We start from the raw sequence: 21654 nt of genomic DNA, 5'->3' as shown, positions 1-21654 counted from the left end.
AGTTAAAGCAGGTTTAAAGGAGCATGAGGCTGTTTACTTTTATCTAAGGTTTTAATAAGGTCAGGGAGTAAGGAATAATTTAAGTTAGCTTGTAGTACGTTTACTTCTTGTAAGCTATTAACTAGAATTTTACGGTTACAGATATTAATGCGATTTATCATAGGTACTATGCTGTTCAAGTAACGATTGTAGAAGCCAACAATATCCTCCACTCTGTCAGGAATTTTATATCCGGACTTGCCCTGGATACTAACAATCAGAACTCCGTGATCTCGCAAGTGCTGAATACATACCCGTAATTGTTGCTCCGTAAAGTTGGGGTACATTCTTTTAACTTTATCAATAACTTCATATTTCTCCACGAGACGGTCCGGAGCAGTCCGGAACATGAGATATAAGTATTGTAGAACAGATTGTGCTTCCTCCGAAAATTTATGACGATTGACTAAAGCTTCCTGGACCGACTGCGCCGCAATTCGGGAGATCACCTGATTCTTTTCGTGGTCTTGCTCTGAAATAAAAACTGAAAAATCAGTTTTCTCAAAGGGAAAAAAATCTACAAAAGTGCGGTCATGCAACAAATCAAATAGGAAAGCGGCTTTTTCGTGACTATGGCTGGTACAATAAATTTTACCTAAACAACCGGAAATAAAATCAGCTAGTTGTATTAATGGTTCTTCCAACCGATCCTCTACCAACTGGTAGGTCCGATCGGGAGTAAATAAATCGCGTTGAATGACCTTCGTATTGATATAGTGCTGTAGGCTCCGCCGGAACTCCGGCCACCCTAATTGGTTGGCATGAATAGAGAAGGATGTAAAGTTTTTAGGGAATTGCTGTAGGAAGATGCGGTTGAAGTATTTGTAAAAAATAGTATTCTGGTCAAGCCCCTCCCCTATTACCTTACTTTTATTAATTACTAGACTAAGTACTAGGAAATCCAATTGCCGCAATTCTTTTAAAATATCAAGTCGTTTTTGGAAACCTATTTCATCGTTCGCAATACGGCTGGACTGAATGGGATGTCCTTGGAAATAGCGCTGGCTAATATCCGATCGCATCCTTCGGGCTTGTTCTATTTGGGCATCTTCAATAAGTACTGCTGTTAAAACAAAATGAGAGAAACTGCCAGTTTTCTCTGAGTTCAGACTTGTATTACCAAATTCGTCGACAAAGATGTGAAGGTGTTGCATAAGCTTGGTACGTGTAATAAAGCTTTTATCCTTCAAGTTAAAAATTATTCTAAATCCTCAAAGCTTTCAGATAGAAATACTCTAGGAAACGTGGTACTCATATATGTCATAAAGAGTTATCTAGATTGACAAGCTCCCACTAACAAATTGTTTGTATATAGATTAGAATTTTCTTTTCCCTTTTGTAACCCTTAATTGATGTATCAATTAAACAAGTGCCTGACTCTATAAAAATGGAGGAGCAAACGGTTTATTATCAAATAAAGTTGAAAAATATATTTTTATTCAACTGAATATAAGGCATATATTCGAAACATATTCGATTACTTTGTTGCTGCTATTAAAAGTCTACTTTGCATAAGTATTTTTAATAATACAATATTTTTATGTTTTTATAAATATTGTATTATTAATAGTATTTAGCAATATAAGCATAGATATTACTTATATTACAGTATTCTTGGTGCTGCTAGCGGTTTGTAATTCTAGTCTGCTATACATCCAAATATGGATTTAATATAAAAGAGAGTTTCTAAATTTAAAGAGAGAAGAGATGGGATTAACCAATTTTTAGTTTCGTTTCTTCTCCCTACATTATATTATTTTAATATTTTGTTATTAAACTTACTTAGTTACTAATATTATTTTATTGTTGAACTACTTTGATATTTAAGTGTTACTTGTGTTATTTAATTATTAATATTACCGATATTATTTATAGGCTAATTACATATGCATTTTTGTTATTTATGTTACTATCATAATTCGTTATTTACAAGTAAGTATTACTATTAATATATAGCTACTTTATTATTACATAATATAATAATTTTATACACTTATATTACTTTACTACTGTATTACTATATGATAGTGTATCCCCATACAGTTTTACTATTTATATTACTTTGTTGTTATATTCCTTTATTACTTATCATTAAGTAATCATGTTTACATAAACTAAGTGCTTCTGGGAAGCGTTAGTTCATCAATTAAGAAACAGGCTAAATTTCTACTAGCGTACTCGTAGCCTTAATTGGAATAGATGTGGTCTTCAGTTATAAGAGCTTCTTCCTGGCTGATGTAAACGGTTTTCTTTTTTATAATAGGTAAATTGCCAATATACTAACACGATTACTAGATTGGCGTATTTGTTGTTTCTCATTCTGCGGTTTACTTGATACCCTTCTAACTGCTGATATTTAAAGTTCCTTCCGTCAGGCAGCAATGTTCTACAAGGACTACCTTTTCTCAAAGAGTTAATTTTCTAATTTACTACTTGCCTAAATCCCCTTAAAGTTTTAAATTACATTACCTCTACGTGCGTAGTGATAATGTAATTTAAATTATCATTGCGTATATTTACCTGTAAAATTGGCAGACTTTACCCATGCAGGAAACTAAGTACGTTACTTATATTAGAGTATCCACCAAAAAACAAGGTGAATCCGGATTGGGGTTGCAATCTCAGCAAACTTACCTCGACCATTTTTACACCGACAAGAATGTAATTGCCGAGTTTACTGAAAATGTCAGTGGCAAGGATATTAGCAACCGACCGAAGTTACAGCAGGCGTTGGCTTTATGCAAAAAAGAAAAAGCAGTGCTAGTAGTGGCCAAGATTGACCGTTTAAGCCGTAACACCGAACAAGCGCTTTGGATTTATTCTGAACTAGACGGTAGGTTAGAGAGTTGTGATATTCCGAACTTGGATAAATTTACGCTTACTTTGTTTATGGCTATCGCTGACCGGGAGCGGGAGTTGATCAGCCTAAGAACCGCTAATGCTTTGGCTGAAAAAACCAAACGGCTGGGCGAGTGGCGGAAAGCAAGCGCTCCCTTTATAAATAAAACAGCTAATACTCTAGCAGTGGCAGTAAATAAAAAAAAGGCCAGAGCGAATGAAAACAATAAGCGGGCGGCGGCGCTTATCCTGCTACACCGCCAACAAAATAAGTCCTGGAAAGATATTGCCTTGGAACTAAACAATGCCGGATTTAGAGCTAGTAGGGGAGGGGCATTCCAGGCTGTTCAAGTGCAAAGAATCTACAATCGCTTAGTTAGTGCTTAAAACCTAGAAGTAGCATTGGTATCCCGTAAGTCGAAAGAAAACTGTGTTATAGAAAGTAATTTAATCATTAAGGCTCTTTTGAGACATCAGAAATTAAGATTGCAGATGCCTTAAAAAAATTGAATAAAAAAAACAGGTTTTATAAGTTAAGGACCGAAAAACAGGTTTTATAAGTTAAATATTAAAAAAACAGATTTTATAAGTTTATAAATAAGTTATACTACTTATAAAATCTGTTTTTTTAATGGCATAAACAGATTTATAAGCCGCAAAAACAGCTTTTATAAGCTATATGCCCAGTGTTGTCCGAAAGTAACCACCTGGATTATTTATATCTTTTCGGCGAAGTGAGATATCGTAGAGGCATTTATTGGCTTTTTTCCGGAGCTCCGTACTATTAAGGATTTTGTTGATAAGGTTAGTGTCCAGTATACCAATGTCCCTTAGACGTCCTTTCAGCTGGGCTGCTTCCCGGTCCAATTCTTCAGACTCGAAAGGAATAACCGTTTGTACTTGGGAAACCATCTTAATGGTAAAGGTAAGTTTGTGAATGGATTTACCTTTCTTTTCTGTTACAGCATAAGCCACTCGTAGATCTGATACTTCATTAATTTGCCGAATAGCCGGTTCTAACACATAATCCTTAAATTGACCCCATTGCTTATATTGTTCTGGAGCTTTACCAGATGGGTCTTTCAAGTTTAGCCGATATCGTAACTGCTCCACTTCGAAAGTCATTGCACCTAAATCTTTCCACCTGGAAAACTGCACATAAAGCCATTTAGCGTATTTGGAAGTCATGGAAAGTACACAGAAGAGCTGGAAACTGGTAAAATTATTTTTCAGGTCTACCAAGTATGGCTTTAAATCTTCAGCTATAGAAAGTTGAATGCGGCCTTGTCCTTTTAGGTATTTGGCGCTACTCATCATGGCCACCTGGAGTAGTCCATCCTCTTCTTCGATTTCGAACACCTTGCCTATCAGTCCAGCAGTAGCTTCCCGCAGCTGCTGGTAATTCCATTGTCGGCCGGTTAACTCCTCGATTTCTTTAACACTGATAATATACTTGGTGTCCTTGCTATCACCAGGCTTTAACCGAGAGAGCATCATAAAGTATATGTCTAGCTGCACCGCTGAGAGTTCGTGCCTGGCATTAGTTATTACATTATGATGTCGTACCTGGATTTTGGTTTCTTTAATTTCCAGCTGTTCCATGGAGCCCAATTTATATAAAAGGCTTGAGAAAAAACAGAGACTTTAAACATTTCTGTTTTTTAACTTATGAAATCTGTTTAATTAACTTATGAAATCTGTTTTTGTGACTTATAGAATCTGTTTATTGGCTTATTATTTCTGTTTATTGGCTTATGAAATCTGTTTTGAAAACCAAGTATATAATTGGTAATCAATGATATATGGCTATTACAAATAATTCAAATAATTCAAATATTCACAAATTTGGGATATGAATAAGGAAATTAGGTTGTTTGATTTCGGCACAAACAATGGAATCAAGGAAATCAAGTCAAAAAAATCTGATAAAGGAAGGAAACTGGGCCGGCCGAAAAAACAGGTTTCATAAGTGAAGTAAGCTTCTAAATGGCTAAAAATTTTAGCAAATCTTAATATATAGTAAATTAAATAAATTATTTTCGGTTACTTCCAAGAATAGGAACTTACTCGAAAGTTTTCTAGTCAAAGTAAAAGGAATATATAGAATCTTTATTGAGTACACCTTTCAATTACATCTGCACAAACGTAACTGACCGACAAGGAAGCATAAACCATAATGTGATTAGTGCTAGCCTTCGGCAAGAACGCTTTAATTATAGAATATAGTTTGTCCTCATCTGGTGAATTCGGCTACCGTAGCGGTCAAAAATTTTTGACTACACTAAAAAGCAATCATAAAGTAAGCATTAGCCGAGAGAATAGTTACTTGAACTTGTTGACATTGAATAACAAATTCTTGGCTAAATGGCTAGAAATAAAGCTAAAATATTTTATATTAAACATTTCAAGATAGTTACCATAAACGACGACATTGCTTTTGGTATCACCAACAATCCTGGCCATTTGGTAAACCTATTCGTCGCCGAACTCAGTAATGGCAACTATGGCAGACCAAGGATTTCTCTAGGAGTTTTAAACTGTTAACGAGTTCTAAAAAGTGCAAATGCTCCAAAGCCCGTTCTCAGCGGAATCACTTGGCCTATTGGTATCACACATTGGTGATTTTGAAAGTGATATCCAAACACCAAGTAAACAAGATAATCTAAAGCGTCAGCAGAAATTGTTTAACGAATTACTAACTTAAAACTTATTTAACTTTAGAATTTAATAGTTGCTATTTCTTTTTAGGAGGAGCTACCTTAATTTCACCATTTTCCATTTCGTATTGCTTTATGTATGCAGCAAAAGCAGCATTAACTTGGTCCTTAATTAAGGTTCTGTCCCAATAAGCTATTGCATTAATTTTATCTAAGTAATCTTCCCTTATAATTAATGTAGTGCGGCGCTCGGTAGAGTTTGTAGCTTCTTCTGCTTGATTCGAATTCTGCTCTTTTTCCTGCTCCGCCTTTTCAGTTGTTTTCTGTAGCAAGCTGCCTAAACCGCCTGAGAAATTTTTCTTAGCCATATTACTGATATTACTTTATGTTTTTACTATTTTGTTATTTAGTGCTTTTCTTCTTTGTATGTTTGGATAATATTTCTTCTGCTAATGACTCATAATCGGCCGCACCCGCGCTTTTACTGTTATAAGTAAAAATGTCTTGGCCAGTAGCCGGTGCCTCCGCCAAAGCAACATTATCGCGAATTTTGGTAGCGAAGACTTTTTTCGGAAAGTGTTCTGTGATAGTATCAAATACATTTTTATTAAGAACCTTACGGCTGTCATACTGGGTAATGAAAACACCTCCTAACTCTAAGGATTTATTCAGATGCTTCTGAATTATTGAAACTACTTCTAACATTTTGGCAAGTCCCTGCATAGCTAGGAATTCGGCTTGCAGCGGGATCAGAATTTTATCAGAAGCAGTTAAGGCATTAACCGTAAGCAGACCTAACGAGGGAGGGCAGTCAATCAGGATGAAGTCGTACTTCTTTTTTAATGGTTCAATTGCTTCCCTTAAAATAAGCTCCCGACCAATTTTAGTGCTCAATTCTATTTCAGAACCACTTAAATCTAAGGTCGATGGTATCACATCTAACCCTGGCCTAATATTCAATACTGCATCACTAGCTAGGTAATCGCCTTTGATAATGCCATAAATCGTCTGAGCTGGTTCTTGAATGCCCAAACTTTGCGATAAATTGGCTTGTGGATCTAAGTCAATCAGCAAAACAGATTTACCTGCCCTATTAAGTGCTGCACCAATATTAATGGTACTAGTGGTTTTTCCAACGCCACCTTTGTGATTGAGAAGGGCAAATACTTTCATTTGTTGCTTTAATATTTTGTTACTATCAATCCTCAAATTAATAGAATACTAACCGATAATAAAAGTTACTAACCATATTTTGTTAAAAGTTTTAAATATGTTTAATGTTACTTAAATATTATATTACTAATATTTTTTTTATTACTTTATTCACAATTATCTGCATTGCTTAATCTTGAAAGAAAAAGCTTACTTCAATAAATTTTAAAATCGGGCATACAATTGAGAGTCTTAAACAATGTATTTTTTTACAAAAGGGAAGAAAAAGTGCTTGATTTTGTGTATAAATAAATATGTATGAAATGAACATATTTATGTTTAAAACGTATATATTTGTATAAGTAATTAATCAAACAGCAGCACTTTAAAACTAACCCCAATGACCTCTAACCAAAAATTCACCCAGTTAGCCGAAGAAGTAACAAATGAAGTAATCGCTCAATTAGAGCAAGGCAAAGTTTTCTGGAAAAAGCCGTGGAGCTCGTATGGATTGCCTAAAAATTATGTATCGGATCGTGCGTACGAAGGCTTTAACGCTTTTTACCTTAACTACATTACGGGGAAAAGAAAATATAAAACTCCGTACTTTTTAACCTTTAAACAGGCTAAAGATTTAGGAGGTAATGTGAGAAAAGGCGAAAAGGGCACTCAGATTATCTTCTGGAAAATATTTAATAATAAAATTGGAGAGAAGAATACTCCAGCCGGTGAAACCAAGGATATAGTGCAAACCAAGTTTGTGCCTTTCATCTGGACCGTATTTAATATTGACCAGGTAGAAGGTGTAAGTTTTAATCTTTCGGGTGATGTAGAGCGGACTGACAATCAAATTATAGAAGCTTGCCAGAATGTTGTAAATAATTATCCGGAACCGGCGCCACGGATAGAACACGGTGGTTCAGAAGCTTACTATTTACCGGCTTTTGATAAGGTTCAGATGCCTGATATTAAAACCTTCATCAATGCTCAGGCCTACCATTCTACTTTATTTCATGAGTTAATTCATTCCACTGGCCACGAGATAAGGTTGAACCGCTTTACCGAAGAAGATAAAGCAACCCAATTTGGAGATATAAATTATTCCAAAGAAGAATTAGTAGCAGAGATGGGAGCGAGTTTCTTGAATGCTTTCACCGGGATTAAAGAAATAGTTTTCGAAAACTCAGTAGCTTATTTACAGGGTTGGATCAAGAAGCTAAAGGATGATAAAACTATGATTATGTATGCTAGCACCAAAGCATTTAAGGCAGCTAGTTTTATTCTGGGCCACAAACCCGAACACCAAGATCAAGAACAACACGATACCGAAGCAATAGAAGTTTAAAATACAAAGCCTACCCGTAAAAGGTAGGCTTTTTTTATTCAATGCAAAAAAAATGTGTTTAAAACCTTCACTTTTCTATTTAAAACTGACATATTTACAATGATGCTTTTATATTCAGCTTATGAAACTAAAATACATCGGTATCCTGGTATTCGGAGCTGCCCTAGTGAGCTTTACCGGCCCAACAGCATTATTGGTTTTAATTAAGGGAAAAAACACGACCCAGGTCAACAATATTAAACGCAATGATAACTTGCGAGCTAGGAGAATTAAGTATGAAGAAGCGTGGTACAGTAATACCGCAGAAGTAGGTTACTTGAGCCAAACCAAAGCCGCTATAATTAGGGACATCAAAAGAAGATCCGCGTTTGAAACCGAACCCTTTGAGGTTTCTAAAATTGTGTTCACTTCTGAAAAAGTGAAATGGGTAGCAGGTCAAAAGCAGGTGCATCTTTCTTTTACCTATCAGTTGCAATACCGGAAGGCTAAACCGCAACAACTACAGGGATCCATCCTGCTGGCCAGTGATGCAGATGGTAAATTGTTTAGTAGCCAAGTTAAAATATAGTATCATGATACTAGCGGACTTTTTACGGTTGACCATTGCGGAACGAGCGGAACACGTTTTCCATTTTGGTAACTTCTTGGAGTGCTGCCAGGATCGAGGTAACCTCTATGATATGGGTGGATTTTATGCTGAGGTTATTTATAATCACGAACTCAACGAAATTCAAAACGTGACCGGTTTTCAAGATATCTCTGGACTTGAACCATACCTTGCCGAAATAAATATATAATCTGATACTAAGGGTATTTAATGTACTCAAAATTGAGCTAATTAAAATCCAGTACTATGAACACCGAGACCACGCCGAATAAAAAGTTTGATAAAGCTAAATTACTTTTTGACCAAGGCCTGATTAATGAGTTTAAGGACTTGTTCGATATTGCTCCATATAGTCTCATCGCCAAAAAACTAAATACGAGTCATATTCGATTTAAAGCAAAGCTGGAAGATCCGACAAGTTTAAAAATTTCTGAGGTGGATGAAGTGGCCAAACTGTTAAACATCGATTCTCTTGCCCTTTGTGCCTTAGTCCTTAAAAGCCACCCCAGGAACAAAGCTTCAAATTAACCATTTGTATCCATCTGGATCTACGCTATAAATAATTAGAAACCTTTATCATAAACTTGCCTCCCTTTTGTTAGAAACAGCATATCAGAATAAACTTTGCAATAAATAATCATTACTTGCCCTACTGGAGTTCGTTTTGCAAGATGTGTTTTCGTATATACGAAAACCTCTTGCCTTACTTTAGGGCGGAGCCCTGAAGTAAGGGTAAAATTATTCGCAACTCATAATTTTTATCAGCGTGGAAGAAGAAATTAAAAACTGGAACCCAAAAGGAGGTAGGCCCAAAAAGAGCGATAAGGAGCGGCGGGATAAACCGGTGCTGATTAAATTCACTGAAGACGAGAGAAATCAGCTGTATAAAGAAAGTGAAGATTTGGGATGGAAACAGCCCCTGGTGTATTTCCGAAATAAGTTACTATCCAAGACTAACAGCACCAACTATAACCCACAATCTTTATTTAAGGCGCTGAACAAACTAAATCCCGAATTAAACAAGGTCGGTAACAACATCAATCAAATAGCCCGGTACGTGAATTATCTGGACAAGAATAATATGGTGGATCAGAAGTTTATTACCGAATATAATACCTGCTTCAAGGAGATGATAGAAGTACAGAAAGAATACACATTAGCCATCAAGGCTTATCTCCGTTCCGTTTCTAAAAAGTAATGTTTGATGTGCACTGCTCATTACGCAATGTTCTATAAACATTGCGTAATGTTTATATTATTTTTATGCAATGTTCATTATGCAATATTCATTGTTTAATGCTTGTTGTTAAATTTATTAATTGGAAATGCATGATTGTAAAAATTCTTTCTTCTGCCGGTAGCTTTTCAGGAGTAGAATATAATGAAAATAAAGTCAGTTTAGGGACTGCAGAACCGCTGGCTGAAGAAAATTTCGGTCTTCTGGAATTAAATGGTAGCGTCAGGAGCCGAGCTGTCCATGAGTACCAGCAATTTTTTAAAGCCTGGTCTACCACTGAAAGAGGTATGATCGATAAACCCCAATTTCACGCGGTTATTTCCTGCGAAGGCAGGGAATATTCTGGTTTGGAGTTAAAAGCCATTGCCGAACAGTACCTGGAAAAGATGGGTTACAAAAATAATCCTTACCTGATCTATTTTCATAAAGATACCGCCAATAATCACGTGCATATTGTTTCAAGCAGGGTAGATGAATCCGGCCGGAAAATTAATGATTCCTTTGAGCGACACCGCTCCCAGGCGGCAATAAAAAAAATATTAGGTAAAGGTCTAGGCCAGCAACCTGTAGAGCAAGTTACTAAGTCTTTGTGTTATAATTTTTCCTCTGAGGCTCAGTTTAAGATGTTACTAGAGTCTCAAGGTTTAACAGTAACGGTAAAGGCCGAAGATTATCAATTCATCCGCGGAGGCCAAGTGCAACACTCTATTTCTAAAACCCAGGTTGATGATAAAATTAAAAACTATGTGGAGCCCACGGACCGCAGGCGCCAATTAAAGGCCTTATTCATTAAATACAAACCTGCTTTAACTCCGGAAAAATTTTCAGAATTCATGCAATCAAAATTCGGAGTAGAAATAGTATTTCACACTGGTAAGGGTAAGAATATTCCTTACGGCTACACGATTATTGATCATGCTAAAGAGCAAGTCTTCAAAGGTTCTCAGGTAATGCCCTTAGCTGCTTTACTCACGTTGCCAACGCGACAAGATCAATTAAAGGCCGGAGCTGAAGTAATTGATACTTTAGCCAATGAAGAAAATAATAAAGGCCTGCGGTACCGGGAGGTTAAAGCACAATTATTAAAGCTTGGTTTTGAGCTCAACAGTAATGGAGTGGTAAGAATTTGGGGCGAAAAAGAAACCAGCTTTTCGGTTTCAAAAGAAAGAATGAAACAGCTGCTTTACAATGATAGGTTGTTTGAAGCGCAGAAATTTACTACCACTACTCCGGATGAAGTGGAAGTGATTTGCAAGGCTATGTTTTTAAGAAAGGAAGATGCTAAAGTGCTATCTCAACTCATTTCGGGAGAAAAGAATAAACATGGGGAGCAGACAATGATCCTTTCAGATAAGCTAAATAGTTTACTAGCTACGGGTAAAGACCTAGGAGATATTGCTAAGGAGAATAAATATTCCTTTGCTAGAAAAGCAAATACGGTTTACCTCATAGATCAAAAGAATCATACTCTGTACAATATGGCTCAGTTGATGTCAACAGCTCCGGATTACAGCACAGTGGAGGTTTTTGACTGCAACCGGATAAATCAGATCCAACACAGCCCCCAATTGGAATACAGCAGCGGAACCTTTGCCGAAGTAGCTGGCCTAGTGCTTGAGGTTCTGAAGGATAATCCGGAAGAGTATCCAGAGAAAAAGAGAAAGCGGAAACGAAAAGATTAATCACCTAAACCATAAAACCAATGAAAATTATAATTGCTAACCAAAAAGGAGGTGTGGGTAAATCTACTATTACCACCCTTCTAGCTAATTACCTAGTACTGGATAAAAAAGAGAATATTATCATTCTCGATATGGATTACCAAGAAACAGTGTTTGCCCGTTGGGAGGAAGACAAGCAAATGTATTCCAATGACCCATTGTACGAAGTGATGAAAGTGGATTTGGAAGAATATTCTAAGTATTCCCATGCCTTGAATGAAGTAAAAACGGAAGGTCATATTTTGCTCGATACACCAGGTAAGCTCGATGATGATAATATGCTGGCCATCATTAAAGATGCGGACTTAATTATCTGCCCGTTTGCCTACGAAAAGACTATTTTTGAAAGCTCGTTGTTTTTTTCCAAAGTAGCTCATCACGTAAATCCCAACATTAAGATTGTATACCTACCCACGAGAATCAAAGGAACGGTAAAGTACGAAACCGAAGGAAAGGTGAAAGAAGTATTAGCCGCTTACGGAACCATAGCCCCAAAAATCCCTGACCGGGTAGCCTTAGAGCGAATTGATACTGTTTCCATTAGTAGCGAGGCTAGATCTTTAATCCAAGAACCCTTTGATTATATATATGACTCATATTTAGTATAGAAAACTTATTTTATATATTATTAATATTAAATAAGTATAATAAATTATTGTAAAGTGATTAAAAATTTAAATTAATATGTTATTAGTATTTTATTTTTTTATTTACTCATAAAATGTATATTTGTGATGAGCAAGGATCTATTAAATAAGATTAGGAACCGGATTGATAACCCGGAAGGAACTGAAACCGGGCAAGCAGCCGGCAAACCCGAAGAAGATATTCCAGCAAAACCAGATAATGCTCCTCAAGCAACACCAGCGAGTAAGAAAGCTACTCCGGATAAAGAGGTAAGTGAGAAGCCGAAAGTAATTCTTGGCAAAGACGGGTTTGATAAAATCAGAAATACACTGAAGGCCGAAAAGGAAAACTTTATTTTTAATCGGCGCTTGGTTTACATCGATGATAATATTGGGGAAGCATTGGATCTGTTACGGAAAGAAGCTAAAATTAACTCGAATGTATTAGCCAGTTACCTCTTAAAGCAATTTCTCTTGGAAAATAAGGACCTGATAAAAGCTTTAAGAGAGAAGAAAAAAGGTAATATATTTTTCGATTAATCCTCCCAATCCCTCCTTAGCTCATTTTAAATAAAATTTAACATTAGTTAATTTAAGATAGACAGCTTATGGAATGGGGTAACTTTTTGATTGCTATTGTTGCCGTTTATTTGGCTTATTACGGTTTAAATTTTCTCTTTGACCTGTTAATCGCAGGTGGCCCAAAGCTGCCCACAGCACCCGCTACGCAGTACAATGTTCGGGATTTAATGGACGAAGAAGAACCCGCGCAGGTGGTAGAAGCAAAGGACTACGAAGATAAACTTGTCGATATACGTCCAATTTCTTTTGCTCCCATATCCTCTGATAATTCTGCTAACGATGGAACCGGTTCTAGTATTTCTGATGCCCGAATTCCAGAGCCAGTTACCGTGGAACCGGTGGATTTTTCCAATGATTGGGCCAGCGAAATAGACCAGGAAGAAACCATCATCGAAATACCAATCCAGGGGCAGGCGCTTTCTGTCAGTGATTTTCTCAAATCATTAAAGGATGAAGCAAAGCTGGAGACCGCAACAATTACTTTTTAATTAGTTTCTCATTTTTAAACCATCTTAAATTTTATGAAAACCACTTTATTCTCTAAATTCTCTAAGAAAGCCTTATTGTTTGTGTTTAGTATTGCCTATGCTGTAACTGCTAATGCACAGGGTGGCGGTGCGGCGGGTATTGATGCCGGTGCTTCTGAGCTTACTACTTACATTGACCCAATTGGTAATTTAATTCTCATTATTGGTGCTATTGTTGGTTTGGTTGGCGGTGTTCGAGTTTATATTAAATGGAACTCCGGCGATAATGACGTACAGAAATCAATTATGGGTTGGGTTGGTTCTTGCGTATTTCTCATGGTAGTAGGTACCATTGTGAAAGCCTTCTTCGGAGTATAATTCCCGTCATGGAATCCGAAAAAAGATTAGGGTTTAATGTTTATAAGGGGCTGCAACGGCCCCTTATTTTTAAATCCTTAAAAGGAAAATTCATCTATTGGGGAATGGCTTGTTTGCTGGTTGCGTTTGTGACTGGTATTCTGCTTTCCACCATAATTCATCCAGTTGCCGGCATTATCGGGTTAATAGTTATTGGTTTGGGAGGCATGGGTTATATTCATGGTCGGCAGAAAGGCGGCTTACACAGTAAAACTAAATCCAACGGTACCTACATCGTTTCGCCTCATTTCAAGCGGGTTTCTAATCGCTAGTACCGGCTTTCTTCTTCTCTGATTTATATCCATTACTGTTTTACAAGTTATGAAAGCCAAAGAATTTTCACGGCCGTTCATAGGCATTCAAACCTATGCTTACGACGTTCTTTTCCACGAGAAAAGTGACCATTCTGTAATATTGAAAATTACCAATCCTGTCCTGCAATACTCCGCTGATGCAGATGCTTACACAGATTTTCATTACGTCTTTAGTAACATCATCAAGATTCTAGGTTCGGGTTATACCATCCAAAAGTTAGATATACTGGCATTAAAAAAATTCAAAGGGCAGGAGTCAGAGGATTACCTCAGCCAGAAATATAATGAAGCTTTTACTGGTCGAGAGTACCGGGATATTACAACCTATCTCACTATTACCCGAAATGCTAAACGCTCTAAGTTTTTTACCTATGATGCGAAAGACTTTAAAACCTTTGAGCGCAATATTGCCAAGGTAATTGATGTGTTGCAAAGCCGGGGGGTACAACCCCAACCTTTGAAAGAAAAGGAAATTATCAGTTTGCTGAATCGCTTTGTGGCCTTTAACTTTTCCGATGAGGTTTATTCATTTAATAATTTCTCCGCATCTGATGAGAGTATCCGAATCGGCAACCGCACTATTAAAAGTATTTCGCTCATTGATATCGATGAGATAAACTTCCCCGCTACCATTAAGCCCCATACGGACCTTAATCTAGGCTATAATCTGCCTGTAGATTTAATGCATTTTCTTCACTCTATACCAGGTACCGATTGCATTGCTTATAATCAGACTATCCAGATTCCGGACCAACGAATCGAATTAGCCCGGCTCAATGCTAAAAAGAAAAAACACACCTCCATGCCGGATCCAGCTAATGACTTAGCCGTGGCCGATATAGACCGGGTAATGGCTGACATTGCCAAGGATAATCAGTTGTTGGTATTTGGTCACTACAATATTATTCTCTCTGCCAATGACCAGGTGATAGATCGGGCCACAAACTACATTGAAAGCAGCTTATTTAACTTCGGCATCATTCCTTCCCGAAATGCAACTAACCAAATGGAGTTATTTCGATCTGCTATTCCCGGTAACCAGGAGGAACTCAAGCATTACGATAAATTCCAAACCACAACTGATGCGGCCATTTGCCTAATGTTTAAAGAAAGCCTGTTAAAGAATGAGCAATCTGATTTTCAGATATTTTTTTCAGACCGGCAAGGTATTCCTGTGGCAATCGATACCAGCGATATGCCTATTCATACTCAGCGCATGAACAACCGCAACAAGTTTGTTCTGGGTCCCTCCGGTGCCGGTAAGTCGTTTTTTATGAATCACATGATTCGGCAATATGCTTTGCAGGACACGCATATCATTATGGTGGATACCGGGCACAGCTATTCTGGCCTGTGTCAATACTACAACGGCCGGTACATTACCTACAGCGAAGAAAAACCGATCACTATGAACCCATTCCGGATCTCCCGGGAAGAATTTAACGAAGAAAAAAGGGAGTTCCTCAAATCACTGGTAAGTCTACTCTGGAAGGGCGCTGATGGTAGCATCAATCAAACTGAAGACAGTGTTTTATCATCGGTAATTAGTGCTTATTACGAGGATTTCTACAACCAGAAAAGGGCAGCCAAATACCTTTCTTTCCAGTCCTTCTATGATTTTTCTATAAATAAAATTCAGGAAATCAACGAAAGCGAATCCATTGACTTTGATATCAAGAGTTACCGGTTTATTCTGAAGAAGTTCTGTCTGCAGGGAGAGTACGGCGCTATCCTGAATAATGAAATGGACTCTAGCCTGTTCGACGATAAGTTTATAGTGTTTGAAATAGATGCTATCAAAGAACACAAGATCCTTTTCCCAATTACGACAATCATTATCATGGATGTGTTCTTGCAGAAAATGCGGCACAAGAAAAACCGCAAGGCCTTAATCATTGAAGAGGCCTGGAAAGCCATTGCCTCGCCACTAATGGCTGGTTATATCCTCTATGTGTACAAAACTGTGCGGAAGTTCTGGGGAGAAGCGGTAGTAGTAACCCAAGAGCTGGATGATATCATCGGAAATGCCGTGGTAAAAAATAGTATTATCAATAACTCCGATACAATCTGTCTTCTAGATCAGACTAAGTTCAAAGATAACTTTCGGGATATTGCCAACCTACTTTCTCTTAACCAGGTCGAGCAAAACAAGATATTTACCATTAACAAACTTGATAACCGGGAAGGCCGCGGACGCTTCAAAGAAGTGTACATCAAGCGTGGAGCCAAGGGTGAAGTGTACGGGGTAGAAGTTTCGTTGCATGAGTACCTAACTTTTACCACGGAGCGAAAAGAGAAAGAAGCTCTCCAAGTTTACCTGCAAAAATTTGCCTCTTACCAGCATGGCTTAGATGCCTTCGTCGAGGATTTTAAAAAGTCCGGATTAAAGCTAAATGAATTCACCAATTATATAAACCGAACAACTCATGAAAAAGCCCCTCTTCCTGCTTAGTGTCTTGGCTTTTGCCTCGCATGGACTTTTTGCCCAACAGGTAGTATTTGATCCAACCGTTGTATCTACCCTGGTCATTAATCATACAGCTCAGCAAGCTGCTCTCAGTGATATAAAAGATAATGAGGGGCAGATCGCCGGATATCAGAAAGCCATTACTTTTAAAATGATCCAGATTCACGAAATGGAGCAAAAGATGTACAACTCGCTCAAATCTGTGCAATCTATTATAGGGCAGAGTAAGAATATTATCTATGCCAGTACCATTGCTAAGGACATTGGCAAGTATCAGCTGCAAATGTTGGAAACAGCCAAAGGTGATCCGGAGCTCACAATTATAGCCGCCAAAACGGAACTAGAGCTAATTAATCGTACCGCTGATTTATTTAATTACATCTACCAGGTAGCTGTTATTGGCACGGATGTAAACCTGATGAGTAATGCGGATCGATTGGCCCTAATTCGCCATGTGGTAGATGAGCTGAGGATTATGCGGGGCCTAGCCTTTGGTATCAATCGCAAAATGAGGCTGGCCAAGTACGCCGGATTATGGAAGGCAATGAATCCAATGGGATTGCGGTACCCGAACAACAGTGCTGCTATTGCCAGGTCCTTAGTAGATGAATACAAAAGCCGGAAAAAGTAGCCATGAAAAAGCCTTTACTACTAGCACCGGTATTGCTGCTACCTCTGGTAGAAGCTTTAGCGCAAACACCACCCGTTCCAGTTAAAAGCCCTAACACCCGTTACCAACTGGAAAGAGAGGTTATTACCCGTTGGAACAAGTTCAATCCTAAATGGTATTTCATTCTCTTTCACAACAAATACCGCAAAGGCCCGGACCGGCGCAATGTGAAGCAACTGTTGCCTATTATGGCGGCTTTGCGCTTAAATGCCGCCGATACCGAACAAGAGGATGAAAACGTAACGGAAATTCGAGATCAAGAGCTTTTTAAAATGGCAGATCGCAGCCTGAATAAAAGTTGGTACCTGCTTTACGAGAATAAAATAAACGGCCTCAACAATCGCATTGTCGGGCTAGATGCCGAAGCCATTTCCGCAGGAGTGGACTTAGATGTACTGCTTGCTTTAAAAGGTGAACAGGAGCGCATTAACGCAGATATCCAGTTAACCAAAGAAGCCTACCAAGACGATGCTAAAAAAGCGGAACGGTTTCGGGTAGCTCTGGAGGATCTCTCTACGCTGCGCGGTTATTACCTGAGAATAATAAACCTTTTTCAAACCAGTAAAAACCTCCCTAAAAAATAAGAAATAATGAGAGAGTTGATAGACCAGACTATTTTCGATTTAATGGAAACCTTGTATCTGGACATAGCGGAATTGACTTTTAATTTTTACTCTGATGCCCAGGCAATTGCTGCTATTGCCATGCTGCTTTATTTCGCGTTGGAGGCTTACAAAATGATCGCCGGTGACAAGACAATTGAGATAATGCCCTTAATGCGGCCATTTGCACTGGCACTAGTAATCCTGCTCTGGGAGCCTTTCATTGAAGTCATGAACTTTCCTATTAAAGTAGTAAACGACACCGCTAAAACTATGTATTCGGCACAAATAGATATGGTAGAACACGGTCACGTTGAAAGGTTAGGATTGATAGAACAGGTAGCCAAGAAAATGAGCGAAGATACCGGCGATTTCGAGCAAGTTAAGGATGAAACCCAAGATAAGGATTGGATGGAAAAGCTAGGAATAGATTTGTCTCCTTTACTTGATAAGATGAAGGGTTATTACCTGATGTTGACCGCTCAAATCAATTTCGCTTTTATGCGCCTGTTTGAGTACATCGTAATTATTATCTTCCAGTTCTGCATTTACATAATCTTTCTTTTCCAGATTATATTCGCTGCTATTCTGGTTATTCTCGGGCCGTTTTCCTTTGCGCTGAGCATCTTTCCTGGTTTCCGCGACTCTTACCTTACCTGGATCGGAAGGTACATCTCTGTTGGCCTTTATTCGACCATTGCCTACATCATCATGACTATTTCTTTTGTGCTAGTCCGCTACGGGCAAGAGCGGGAAATTGAAGTGTTGAAGGCAGTGCTGGAAAATGAAGAACTCTTTATTGCTTACGTCGGCTCCTCCAGTGGGCACATTAGCTTTTACCTGGTTTCGCTGTTAATGGCGGCGCTAGCCATGCTTTGCATTCCGGTAATCTCTACCTGGATCATTAATACTACCGGCGTTAGTCAAGCCTTTAGCTCGGTGGCAAGAACGGGTACGGGACTAATCAAATAATTTATTTTAAAAAGTACAAACATGATCAATAGAATTGAAAGTAAGATAAGACTGGCTTTCGCCATTAGCATTGGAAGTTTCATAACCGCCCTGGTGATGGTGGGCATTGTTTGTTTTTTCGCCTATTCGCTCATTAACGAACAACGCAAAAAGTTGTATGTGATCGACCATAATGTTCCATTGTTGGTGCAGCAAACCGAACTAGGAGCTAACCGGGGAGTGGAAATGGAAAGTCATATTAATATGTTTCACCTACTCTTTTTCACTTTGCCGCCAGATGACGCCTACATCAAAAATAACCTGACTAAGGCAATGTACCTGGTGGATGAAACCGGATTGGCTCAATACAATAACCTTAAAGAGAAGGGGTATTATAATTCCATCCTGGCCAGCTCAGCCCTGCTAACCATCCAAACTGACAGCATTGTATTGGATCAGAACCGGCATTTCCGGTACTACGCCAAACAGCGGGTAGAGCGGGAAACTTCCATTCTTAAAAGACTTTTGGTAACCGAAGGTGATCTTCAGGACGTGCCACGCACAGTGAATAATCCGCACGGATTAATAATTAAAAACTGGAAAACGGTTGTGAATAAAGACTTGGAGCATGAACAAAAGAAATCTTTTTAGGCAAGCTGTAGAATTCTTACTCAGTACTAGGGAACGGGTAATTATTTACCGGTCAAAGTATCCAGAAAGAATAATTGCCGGTATGTTCTTAATTCTGCTCGTGGCAATAACCATCTTTCTAATCAGAAAGGTCAGCCATAAGCAAAGCCACAAGGCAACAGCTACTACGCTCATTAATCGAATAAGCGCAGCAGATGCTTCTGCTGCTACCAAGCCGGTATCTACTGATTTAATGAATTTAGTTGGCTTGTACGGCAAAGCCAAATCCATTAATCCAGACAGCCTCACCTTAAATGACAGCCTGGTGCTAAAAGAAATCAATAACGATTTAAAGAAAATTTTAAAATGAAAAAGATTGATTTTAGAAAACCTAAGTACGCATTGCCTTTAATCGTACTGCCTTTTCTTTTTCTTTTTAATTACCTCTACTTGGACATGTTCCCCTCCACAGAAGCAAAAGGTAAGCAGCATATAGCTTTAAAAGAAACCGATGATATTATAACAGATTTGCCGGCCGCTAATCTGGAGAAAAAGGACATCAATAGTAAGTTCGGGGCCGGACTGGAGGAGCATAAACACCACAGGGATTATTCCGCTGTTCAAGAATTAGAGCAGGACGAAGAAGAAAAGCAATACGGCAGTGTCTATACTGACAAAGAAAAAAGAATGCTCGATAGTATTAATAATGCCATTCTTACTCAGAAGAACACCCCTGCTTTTATGGATCGGGTTCAGGAACAACAGAACACCGACCGCCAGCGCTACGCGGCTACAACACGAGTTCCTAGTTCCCGGCCACAGCGGCAAAAGGCAGAAAGCGCTTATGAAAAAGAGATGCGGTTGTTTAAAGAACAGATGCGCTTTGTCGATAGCCTAGATAAAGCCGGTCAAGAGCCGAAAAAGCCAGCCCGGAAAGGAACGCCAACTATAGCAGAAAAAACAATACAGGCATCGGAAGCTGTAGAAGTTCGCAAATCAGCGAACCCCAATGCTGCTTATTTCAACACCGTTAAAAATGACGGAAACGAGCAATTTATTAAAGCGATGCTGGATGAAGGTTTAAAAATCCGGGAGGGAGGCCGGATTAGAATCAGGTTGCTGGATGATATCTACGTGAGTAATTACGAAATACAAAAAGGCAGTTACTTGTACGGGGTGGTATCGGGTTTCTCAGCTCAGCGGGTAGAAATATCCATAACTTCCCTGCTTTATGGCAATCAGATTATACCCGTGGATTTAAGCATTTATGATAACGATGGGTTAGTGGGTTTGTACGTGCCGGGCTCTCAGTTTCGAGATTTTACCAAACAGCTAGCAGCAAATAGCACCAATGGCCAGAGTATAAATTTCGATGATAGTCCGGAAAATACGAATCAGATGCTCTTCTCGGTAATGGATAAAATGGCCCAAACTACTTCCCGAGCCGTGGGCAAGGCAGTTAAGCAAAACAAGGCCAAGCTGAAATATAATACCATAGTTTACTTAATTGATAACAAAGCCAAAACACAATAACATGAAAAATACATTAATGCTGTTCTTATTGATGGCTATAACCTTGCCGGCTGTATGCCAAAAAACAGCTCCTCAGGTAATCTATGTAAATGAAACTATCTCCACTCATTTTGTGAGTCCAGAACCGATCAAATACGTCGATATTTCTACTAATGATGTGGCCGGTGATATTCCGGTGGATAATATATTCCGCATTAAACCAAAGCAAGCAAACCCTAAACTCGGCATAGTAACGATTGTTGGGGAGCGTTTTATGGTTCAGTATAAACTCGCTTATGCTACTCCTGCTTCAGCTAGTTCCGAGGTAAGAATTGATCCTACCCAGGTTGATGAATACTTGAATCCGGATGTGGCCATGAGCGAGCAGGAAATGAAAAGATTTTCTCTGCTAGCCTTGCAACAAAAGCCTGTAGGTCGATCTGCCAGCGCTAAAAAAGACAAAATGCAAGCGGTGGTAAATAATATCTACACCATCGGAGATTATTTCTTTATTGATTTCTCCATAAACAATAAAACCAACATTGCTTATGACATTGATCAGATTCGGTTTAAAATAGAAGATAAAAAGGTAGTTAAGTCAACCAACTTCCAGCAATTAGAAATCCAACCCGTACATCAGCTTTTTTACACCGATAGCTTTAAACGCCGGTATCGAAACGTGTTTGTATTTAAGAAATTTACCTTCCCTGATGAAAAGGTATTTAATATAGAAGTAGCCGAGAAGCAGGTGAGCGGTCGTACTATTTCCGTGAAGGTAGATTATAAAGATGTATTAAAGGCTGATACACTTTAAAACAAA

The 21654-nt window shown here is 38.4% G+C and carries 24 protein-coding genes; 20 read left to right on the top strand and 4 right to left on the bottom strand.

Features of this window, described 5'->3' with window-relative positions:
* Positions 1-2 precede the first annotated feature (2 nt).
* A complete protein-coding gene (locus tag HUW48_RS00485; RefSeq protein WP_182411401.1) occupies positions 3-1193 on the bottom strand; it encodes a DUF3800 domain-containing protein in 1191 nt (396 codons plus the stop codon).
* Positions 1194-2583: 1390 nt separating this feature from the next.
* Between HUW48_RS00485 and HUW48_RS00480 the strand changes: the two genes are divergently transcribed.
* Positions 2584-3264, top strand: a complete 681-nt coding sequence (locus tag HUW48_RS00480) for a recombinase family protein (protein WP_182411400.1) — start codon at positions 2584-2586, stop codon at positions 3262-3264.
* A gap of 288 nt (positions 3265-3552) precedes the next feature.
* Here HUW48_RS00480 and HUW48_RS00475 read toward each other — a convergent pair whose 3' ends face one another.
* From HUW48_RS00475 to HUW48_RS00465, 3 genes are all read right to left on the bottom strand, one after another.
* Positions 3553-4479, bottom strand: a complete 927-nt coding sequence (locus HUW48_RS00475) for a replication initiation protein (protein WP_182411399.1) — start codon at positions 4477-4479, stop codon at positions 3553-3555.
* A 1132-nt stretch (positions 4480-5611) separates the two neighbouring features.
* Positions 5612-5902 (bottom strand): hypothetical protein, encoded by a 291-nt coding sequence (locus HUW48_RS00470; protein ID WP_182411398.1) that lies wholly within the window; start codon positions 5900-5902, stop codon positions 5612-5614.
* A gap of 34 nt (positions 5903-5936) precedes the next feature.
* Complete coding sequence (locus HUW48_RS00465; protein ID WP_106933760.1) at positions 5937-6707, bottom strand: ParA family protein; 771 nt, start codon at positions 6705-6707, stop codon at positions 5937-5939.
* A 379-nt stretch (positions 6708-7086) separates the two neighbouring features.
* Between HUW48_RS00465 and HUW48_RS00460 the strand changes: the two genes are divergently transcribed.
* The 19 genes from HUW48_RS00460 to traN all read left to right on the top strand — a co-directional run bounded on the left by HUW48_RS00460 (position 7087) and on the right by traN (position 21648).
* A complete protein-coding gene (locus HUW48_RS00460) occupies positions 7087-8031 on the top strand; it encodes an ArdC family protein (protein WP_182411397.1) in 945 nt (314 codons plus the stop codon).
* 121 nt (positions 8032-8152) lie between these two features.
* Positions 8153-8599 carry a hypothetical protein gene (locus HUW48_RS00455; RefSeq protein ID WP_182411396.1) on the top strand — a complete coding sequence of 149 codons (447 nt, stop codon included), beginning with the start codon at positions 8153-8155 and terminating at the stop codon, positions 8597-8599.
* 4 nt (positions 8600-8603) lie between these two features.
* Entirely contained in the window at positions 8604-8828 is a 225-nt protein-coding gene (locus HUW48_RS00450; RefSeq protein ID WP_182411395.1) for a hypothetical protein, read from the top strand.
* A 56-nt stretch (positions 8829-8884) separates the two neighbouring features.
* Entirely contained in the window at positions 8885-9166 is a 282-nt protein-coding gene (locus HUW48_RS00445; RefSeq protein WP_182411394.1) for a hypothetical protein, read from the top strand.
* Positions 9167-9404: 238 nt separating this feature from the next.
* Entirely contained in the window at positions 9405-9836 is a 432-nt protein-coding gene (gene mobC / locus HUW48_RS00440) for a plasmid mobilization relaxosome protein MobC (protein WP_182411393.1), read from the top strand.
* 41 nt (positions 9837-9877) lie between these two features.
* Positions 9878-11557 carry a relaxase/mobilization nuclease domain-containing protein gene (locus HUW48_RS00435; protein ID WP_182411392.1) on the top strand — a complete coding sequence of 560 codons (1680 nt, stop codon included), beginning with the start codon at positions 9878-9880 and terminating at the stop codon, positions 11555-11557.
* A 20-nt stretch (positions 11558-11577) separates the two neighbouring features.
* Positions 11578-12204: a ParA family protein gene (locus HUW48_RS00430; protein WP_106933753.1), complete on the top strand. Its 627-nt coding sequence runs from the start codon at positions 11578-11580 to the stop codon at positions 12202-12204.
* Between the two features lie 126 nt (positions 12205-12330).
* Positions 12331-12762, top strand: coding sequence for a hypothetical protein (locus HUW48_RS00425; protein ID WP_182411391.1), 432 nt, complete (start codon positions 12331-12333; stop codon positions 12760-12762).
* A 68-nt stretch (positions 12763-12830) separates the two neighbouring features.
* Positions 12831-13292, top strand: coding sequence for a hypothetical protein (locus tag HUW48_RS00420; RefSeq protein WP_182411390.1), 462 nt, complete (start codon positions 12831-12833; stop codon positions 13290-13292).
* 33 nt (positions 13293-13325) lie between these two features.
* Positions 13326-13649, top strand: coding sequence for a DUF4134 domain-containing protein (locus HUW48_RS00415; protein ID WP_182411389.1), 324 nt, complete (start codon positions 13326-13328; stop codon positions 13647-13649).
* Between the two features lie 8 nt (positions 13650-13657).
* Entirely contained in the window at positions 13658-13960 is a 303-nt protein-coding gene (locus HUW48_RS00410; RefSeq protein ID WP_182411388.1) for a DUF4133 domain-containing protein, read from the top strand.
* A gap of 49 nt (positions 13961-14009) precedes the next feature.
* Positions 14010-16454, top strand: a complete 2445-nt coding sequence (locus tag HUW48_RS00405; RefSeq protein ID WP_182411387.1) for a TraG family conjugative transposon ATPase — start codon at positions 14010-14012, stop codon at positions 16452-16454.
* Positions 16429-17100, top strand: coding sequence for a plasmid transfer protein (locus HUW48_RS00400; RefSeq protein WP_182411386.1), 672 nt, complete (start codon positions 16429-16431; stop codon positions 17098-17100). The genes HUW48_RS00405 and HUW48_RS00400 overlap by 26 nt, the downstream gene beginning before the upstream one ends.
* 2 nt (positions 17101-17102) lie before the next feature.
* Positions 17103-17723, top strand: coding sequence for a hypothetical protein (locus HUW48_RS00395; protein ID WP_182411385.1), 621 nt, complete (start codon positions 17103-17105; stop codon positions 17721-17723).
* Positions 17724-17729: 6 nt separating this feature from the next.
* Entirely contained in the window at positions 17730-18713 is a 984-nt protein-coding gene (locus tag HUW48_RS00390) for a plasmid transfer protein (RefSeq protein ID WP_182411384.1), read from the top strand.
* Between the two features lie 21 nt (positions 18714-18734).
* Positions 18735-19343, top strand: coding sequence for a conjugative transposon protein TraK (gene traK, locus HUW48_RS00385; RefSeq protein ID WP_182411383.1), 609 nt, complete (start codon positions 18735-18737; stop codon positions 19341-19343).
* Positions 19321-19692, top strand: a complete 372-nt coding sequence (locus HUW48_RS00380; protein WP_182411382.1) for a hypothetical protein — start codon at positions 19321-19323, stop codon at positions 19690-19692. Before traK ends, HUW48_RS00380 begins: the two co-directional genes overlap by 23 nt.
* Positions 19689-20855 (top strand): conjugative transposon protein TraM, encoded by a 1167-nt coding sequence (traM, locus tag HUW48_RS00375; RefSeq protein WP_182411381.1) that lies wholly within the window; start codon positions 19689-19691, stop codon positions 20853-20855. Before HUW48_RS00380 ends, traM begins: the two co-directional genes overlap by 4 nt.
* 1 nt (position 20856) lies before the next feature.
* The gene (gene traN / locus HUW48_RS00370) at positions 20857-21648 is read left to right on the top strand and encodes a conjugative transposon protein TraN (protein WP_182411380.1); all 792 of its coding nucleotides are present in this window, start codon (positions 20857-20859) and stop codon (positions 21646-21648) included.
* Positions 21649-21654 lie beyond the last annotated feature (6 nt).

This window comes from Adhaeribacter radiodurans (assembly GCF_014075995.1).
GTDB lineage: Bacteria > Bacteroidota > Bacteroidia > Cytophagales > Hymenobacteraceae > Adhaeribacter > Adhaeribacter radiodurans.
This window is presented reverse-complemented; position numbering and strand designations above follow the sequence as displayed.

Coding starts and splice junctions, on each gene's coding strand:
- HUW48_RS00395 (WP_182411385.1), top strand. CDS start 17,103: ATGAAAAAGCCTTTACTACTAGCACCGGTATTGCTGCTACCTCTGGTA.
- HUW48_RS00400 (WP_182411386.1), top strand. CDS start 16,429: ATGAAAAAGCCCCTCTTCCTGCTTAGTGTCTTGGCTTTTGCCTCGCAT.
- HUW48_RS00405 (WP_182411387.1), top strand. CDS start 14,010: ATGAAAGCCAAAGAATTTTCACGGCCGTTCATAGGCATTCAAACCTAT.
- HUW48_RS00430 (WP_106933753.1), top strand. CDS start 11,578: ATGAAAATTATAATTGCTAACCAAAAAGGAGGTGTGGGTAAATCTACT.
- traN (WP_182411380.1), top strand. CDS start 20,857: ATGAAAAATACATTAATGCTGTTCTTATTGATGGCTATAACCTTGCCG.
- HUW48_RS00485 (WP_182411401.1), bottom strand. CDS start 1,193: ATGCAACACCTTCACATCTTTGTCGACGAATTTGGTAATACAAGTCTG.
- HUW48_RS00410 (WP_182411388.1), top strand. CDS start 13,658: ATGGAATCCGAAAAAAGATTAGGGTTTAATGTTTATAAGGGGCTGCAA.
- traM (WP_182411381.1), top strand. CDS start 19,689: ATGAAAAAGATTGATTTTAGAAAACCTAAGTACGCATTGCCTTTAATC.
- HUW48_RS00455 (WP_182411396.1), top strand. CDS start 8,153: ATGAAACTAAAATACATCGGTATCCTGGTATTCGGAGCTGCCCTAGTG.
- HUW48_RS00420 (WP_182411390.1), top strand. CDS start 12,831: ATGGAATGGGGTAACTTTTTGATTGCTATTGTTGCCGTTTATTTGGCT.
- traK (WP_182411383.1), top strand. CDS start 18,735: ATGATCAATAGAATTGAAAGTAAGATAAGACTGGCTTTCGCCATTAGC.
- HUW48_RS00470 (WP_182411398.1), bottom strand. CDS start 5,902: ATGGCTAAGAAAAATTTCTCAGGCGGTTTAGGCAGCTTGCTACAGAAA.
- HUW48_RS00390 (WP_182411384.1), top strand. CDS start 17,730: ATGAGAGAGTTGATAGACCAGACTATTTTCGATTTAATGGAAACCTTG.
- HUW48_RS00380 (WP_182411382.1), top strand. CDS start 19,321: ATGAACAAAAGAAATCTTTTTAGGCAAGCTGTAGAATTCTTACTCAGT.
- HUW48_RS00480 (WP_182411400.1), top strand. CDS start 2,584: ATGCAGGAAACTAAGTACGTTACTTATATTAGAGTATCCACCAAAAAA.
- HUW48_RS00475 (WP_182411399.1), bottom strand. CDS start 4,479: ATGGAACAGCTGGAAATTAAAGAAACCAAAATCCAGGTACGACATCAT.
- HUW48_RS00465 (WP_106933760.1), bottom strand. CDS start 6,707: ATGAAAGTATTTGCCCTTCTCAATCACAAAGGTGGCGTTGGAAAAACC.
- HUW48_RS00450 (WP_182411395.1), top strand. CDS start 8,604: ATGATACTAGCGGACTTTTTACGGTTGACCATTGCGGAACGAGCGGAA.
- HUW48_RS00425 (WP_182411391.1), top strand. CDS start 12,331: ATGAGCAAGGATCTATTAAATAAGATTAGGAACCGGATTGATAACCCG.
- HUW48_RS00415 (WP_182411389.1), top strand. CDS start 13,326: ATGAAAACCACTTTATTCTCTAAATTCTCTAAGAAAGCCTTATTGTTT.
- HUW48_RS00460 (WP_182411397.1), top strand. CDS start 7,087: ATGACCTCTAACCAAAAATTCACCCAGTTAGCCGAAGAAGTAACAAAT.
- HUW48_RS00445 (WP_182411394.1), top strand. CDS start 8,885: ATGAACACCGAGACCACGCCGAATAAAAAGTTTGATAAAGCTAAATTA.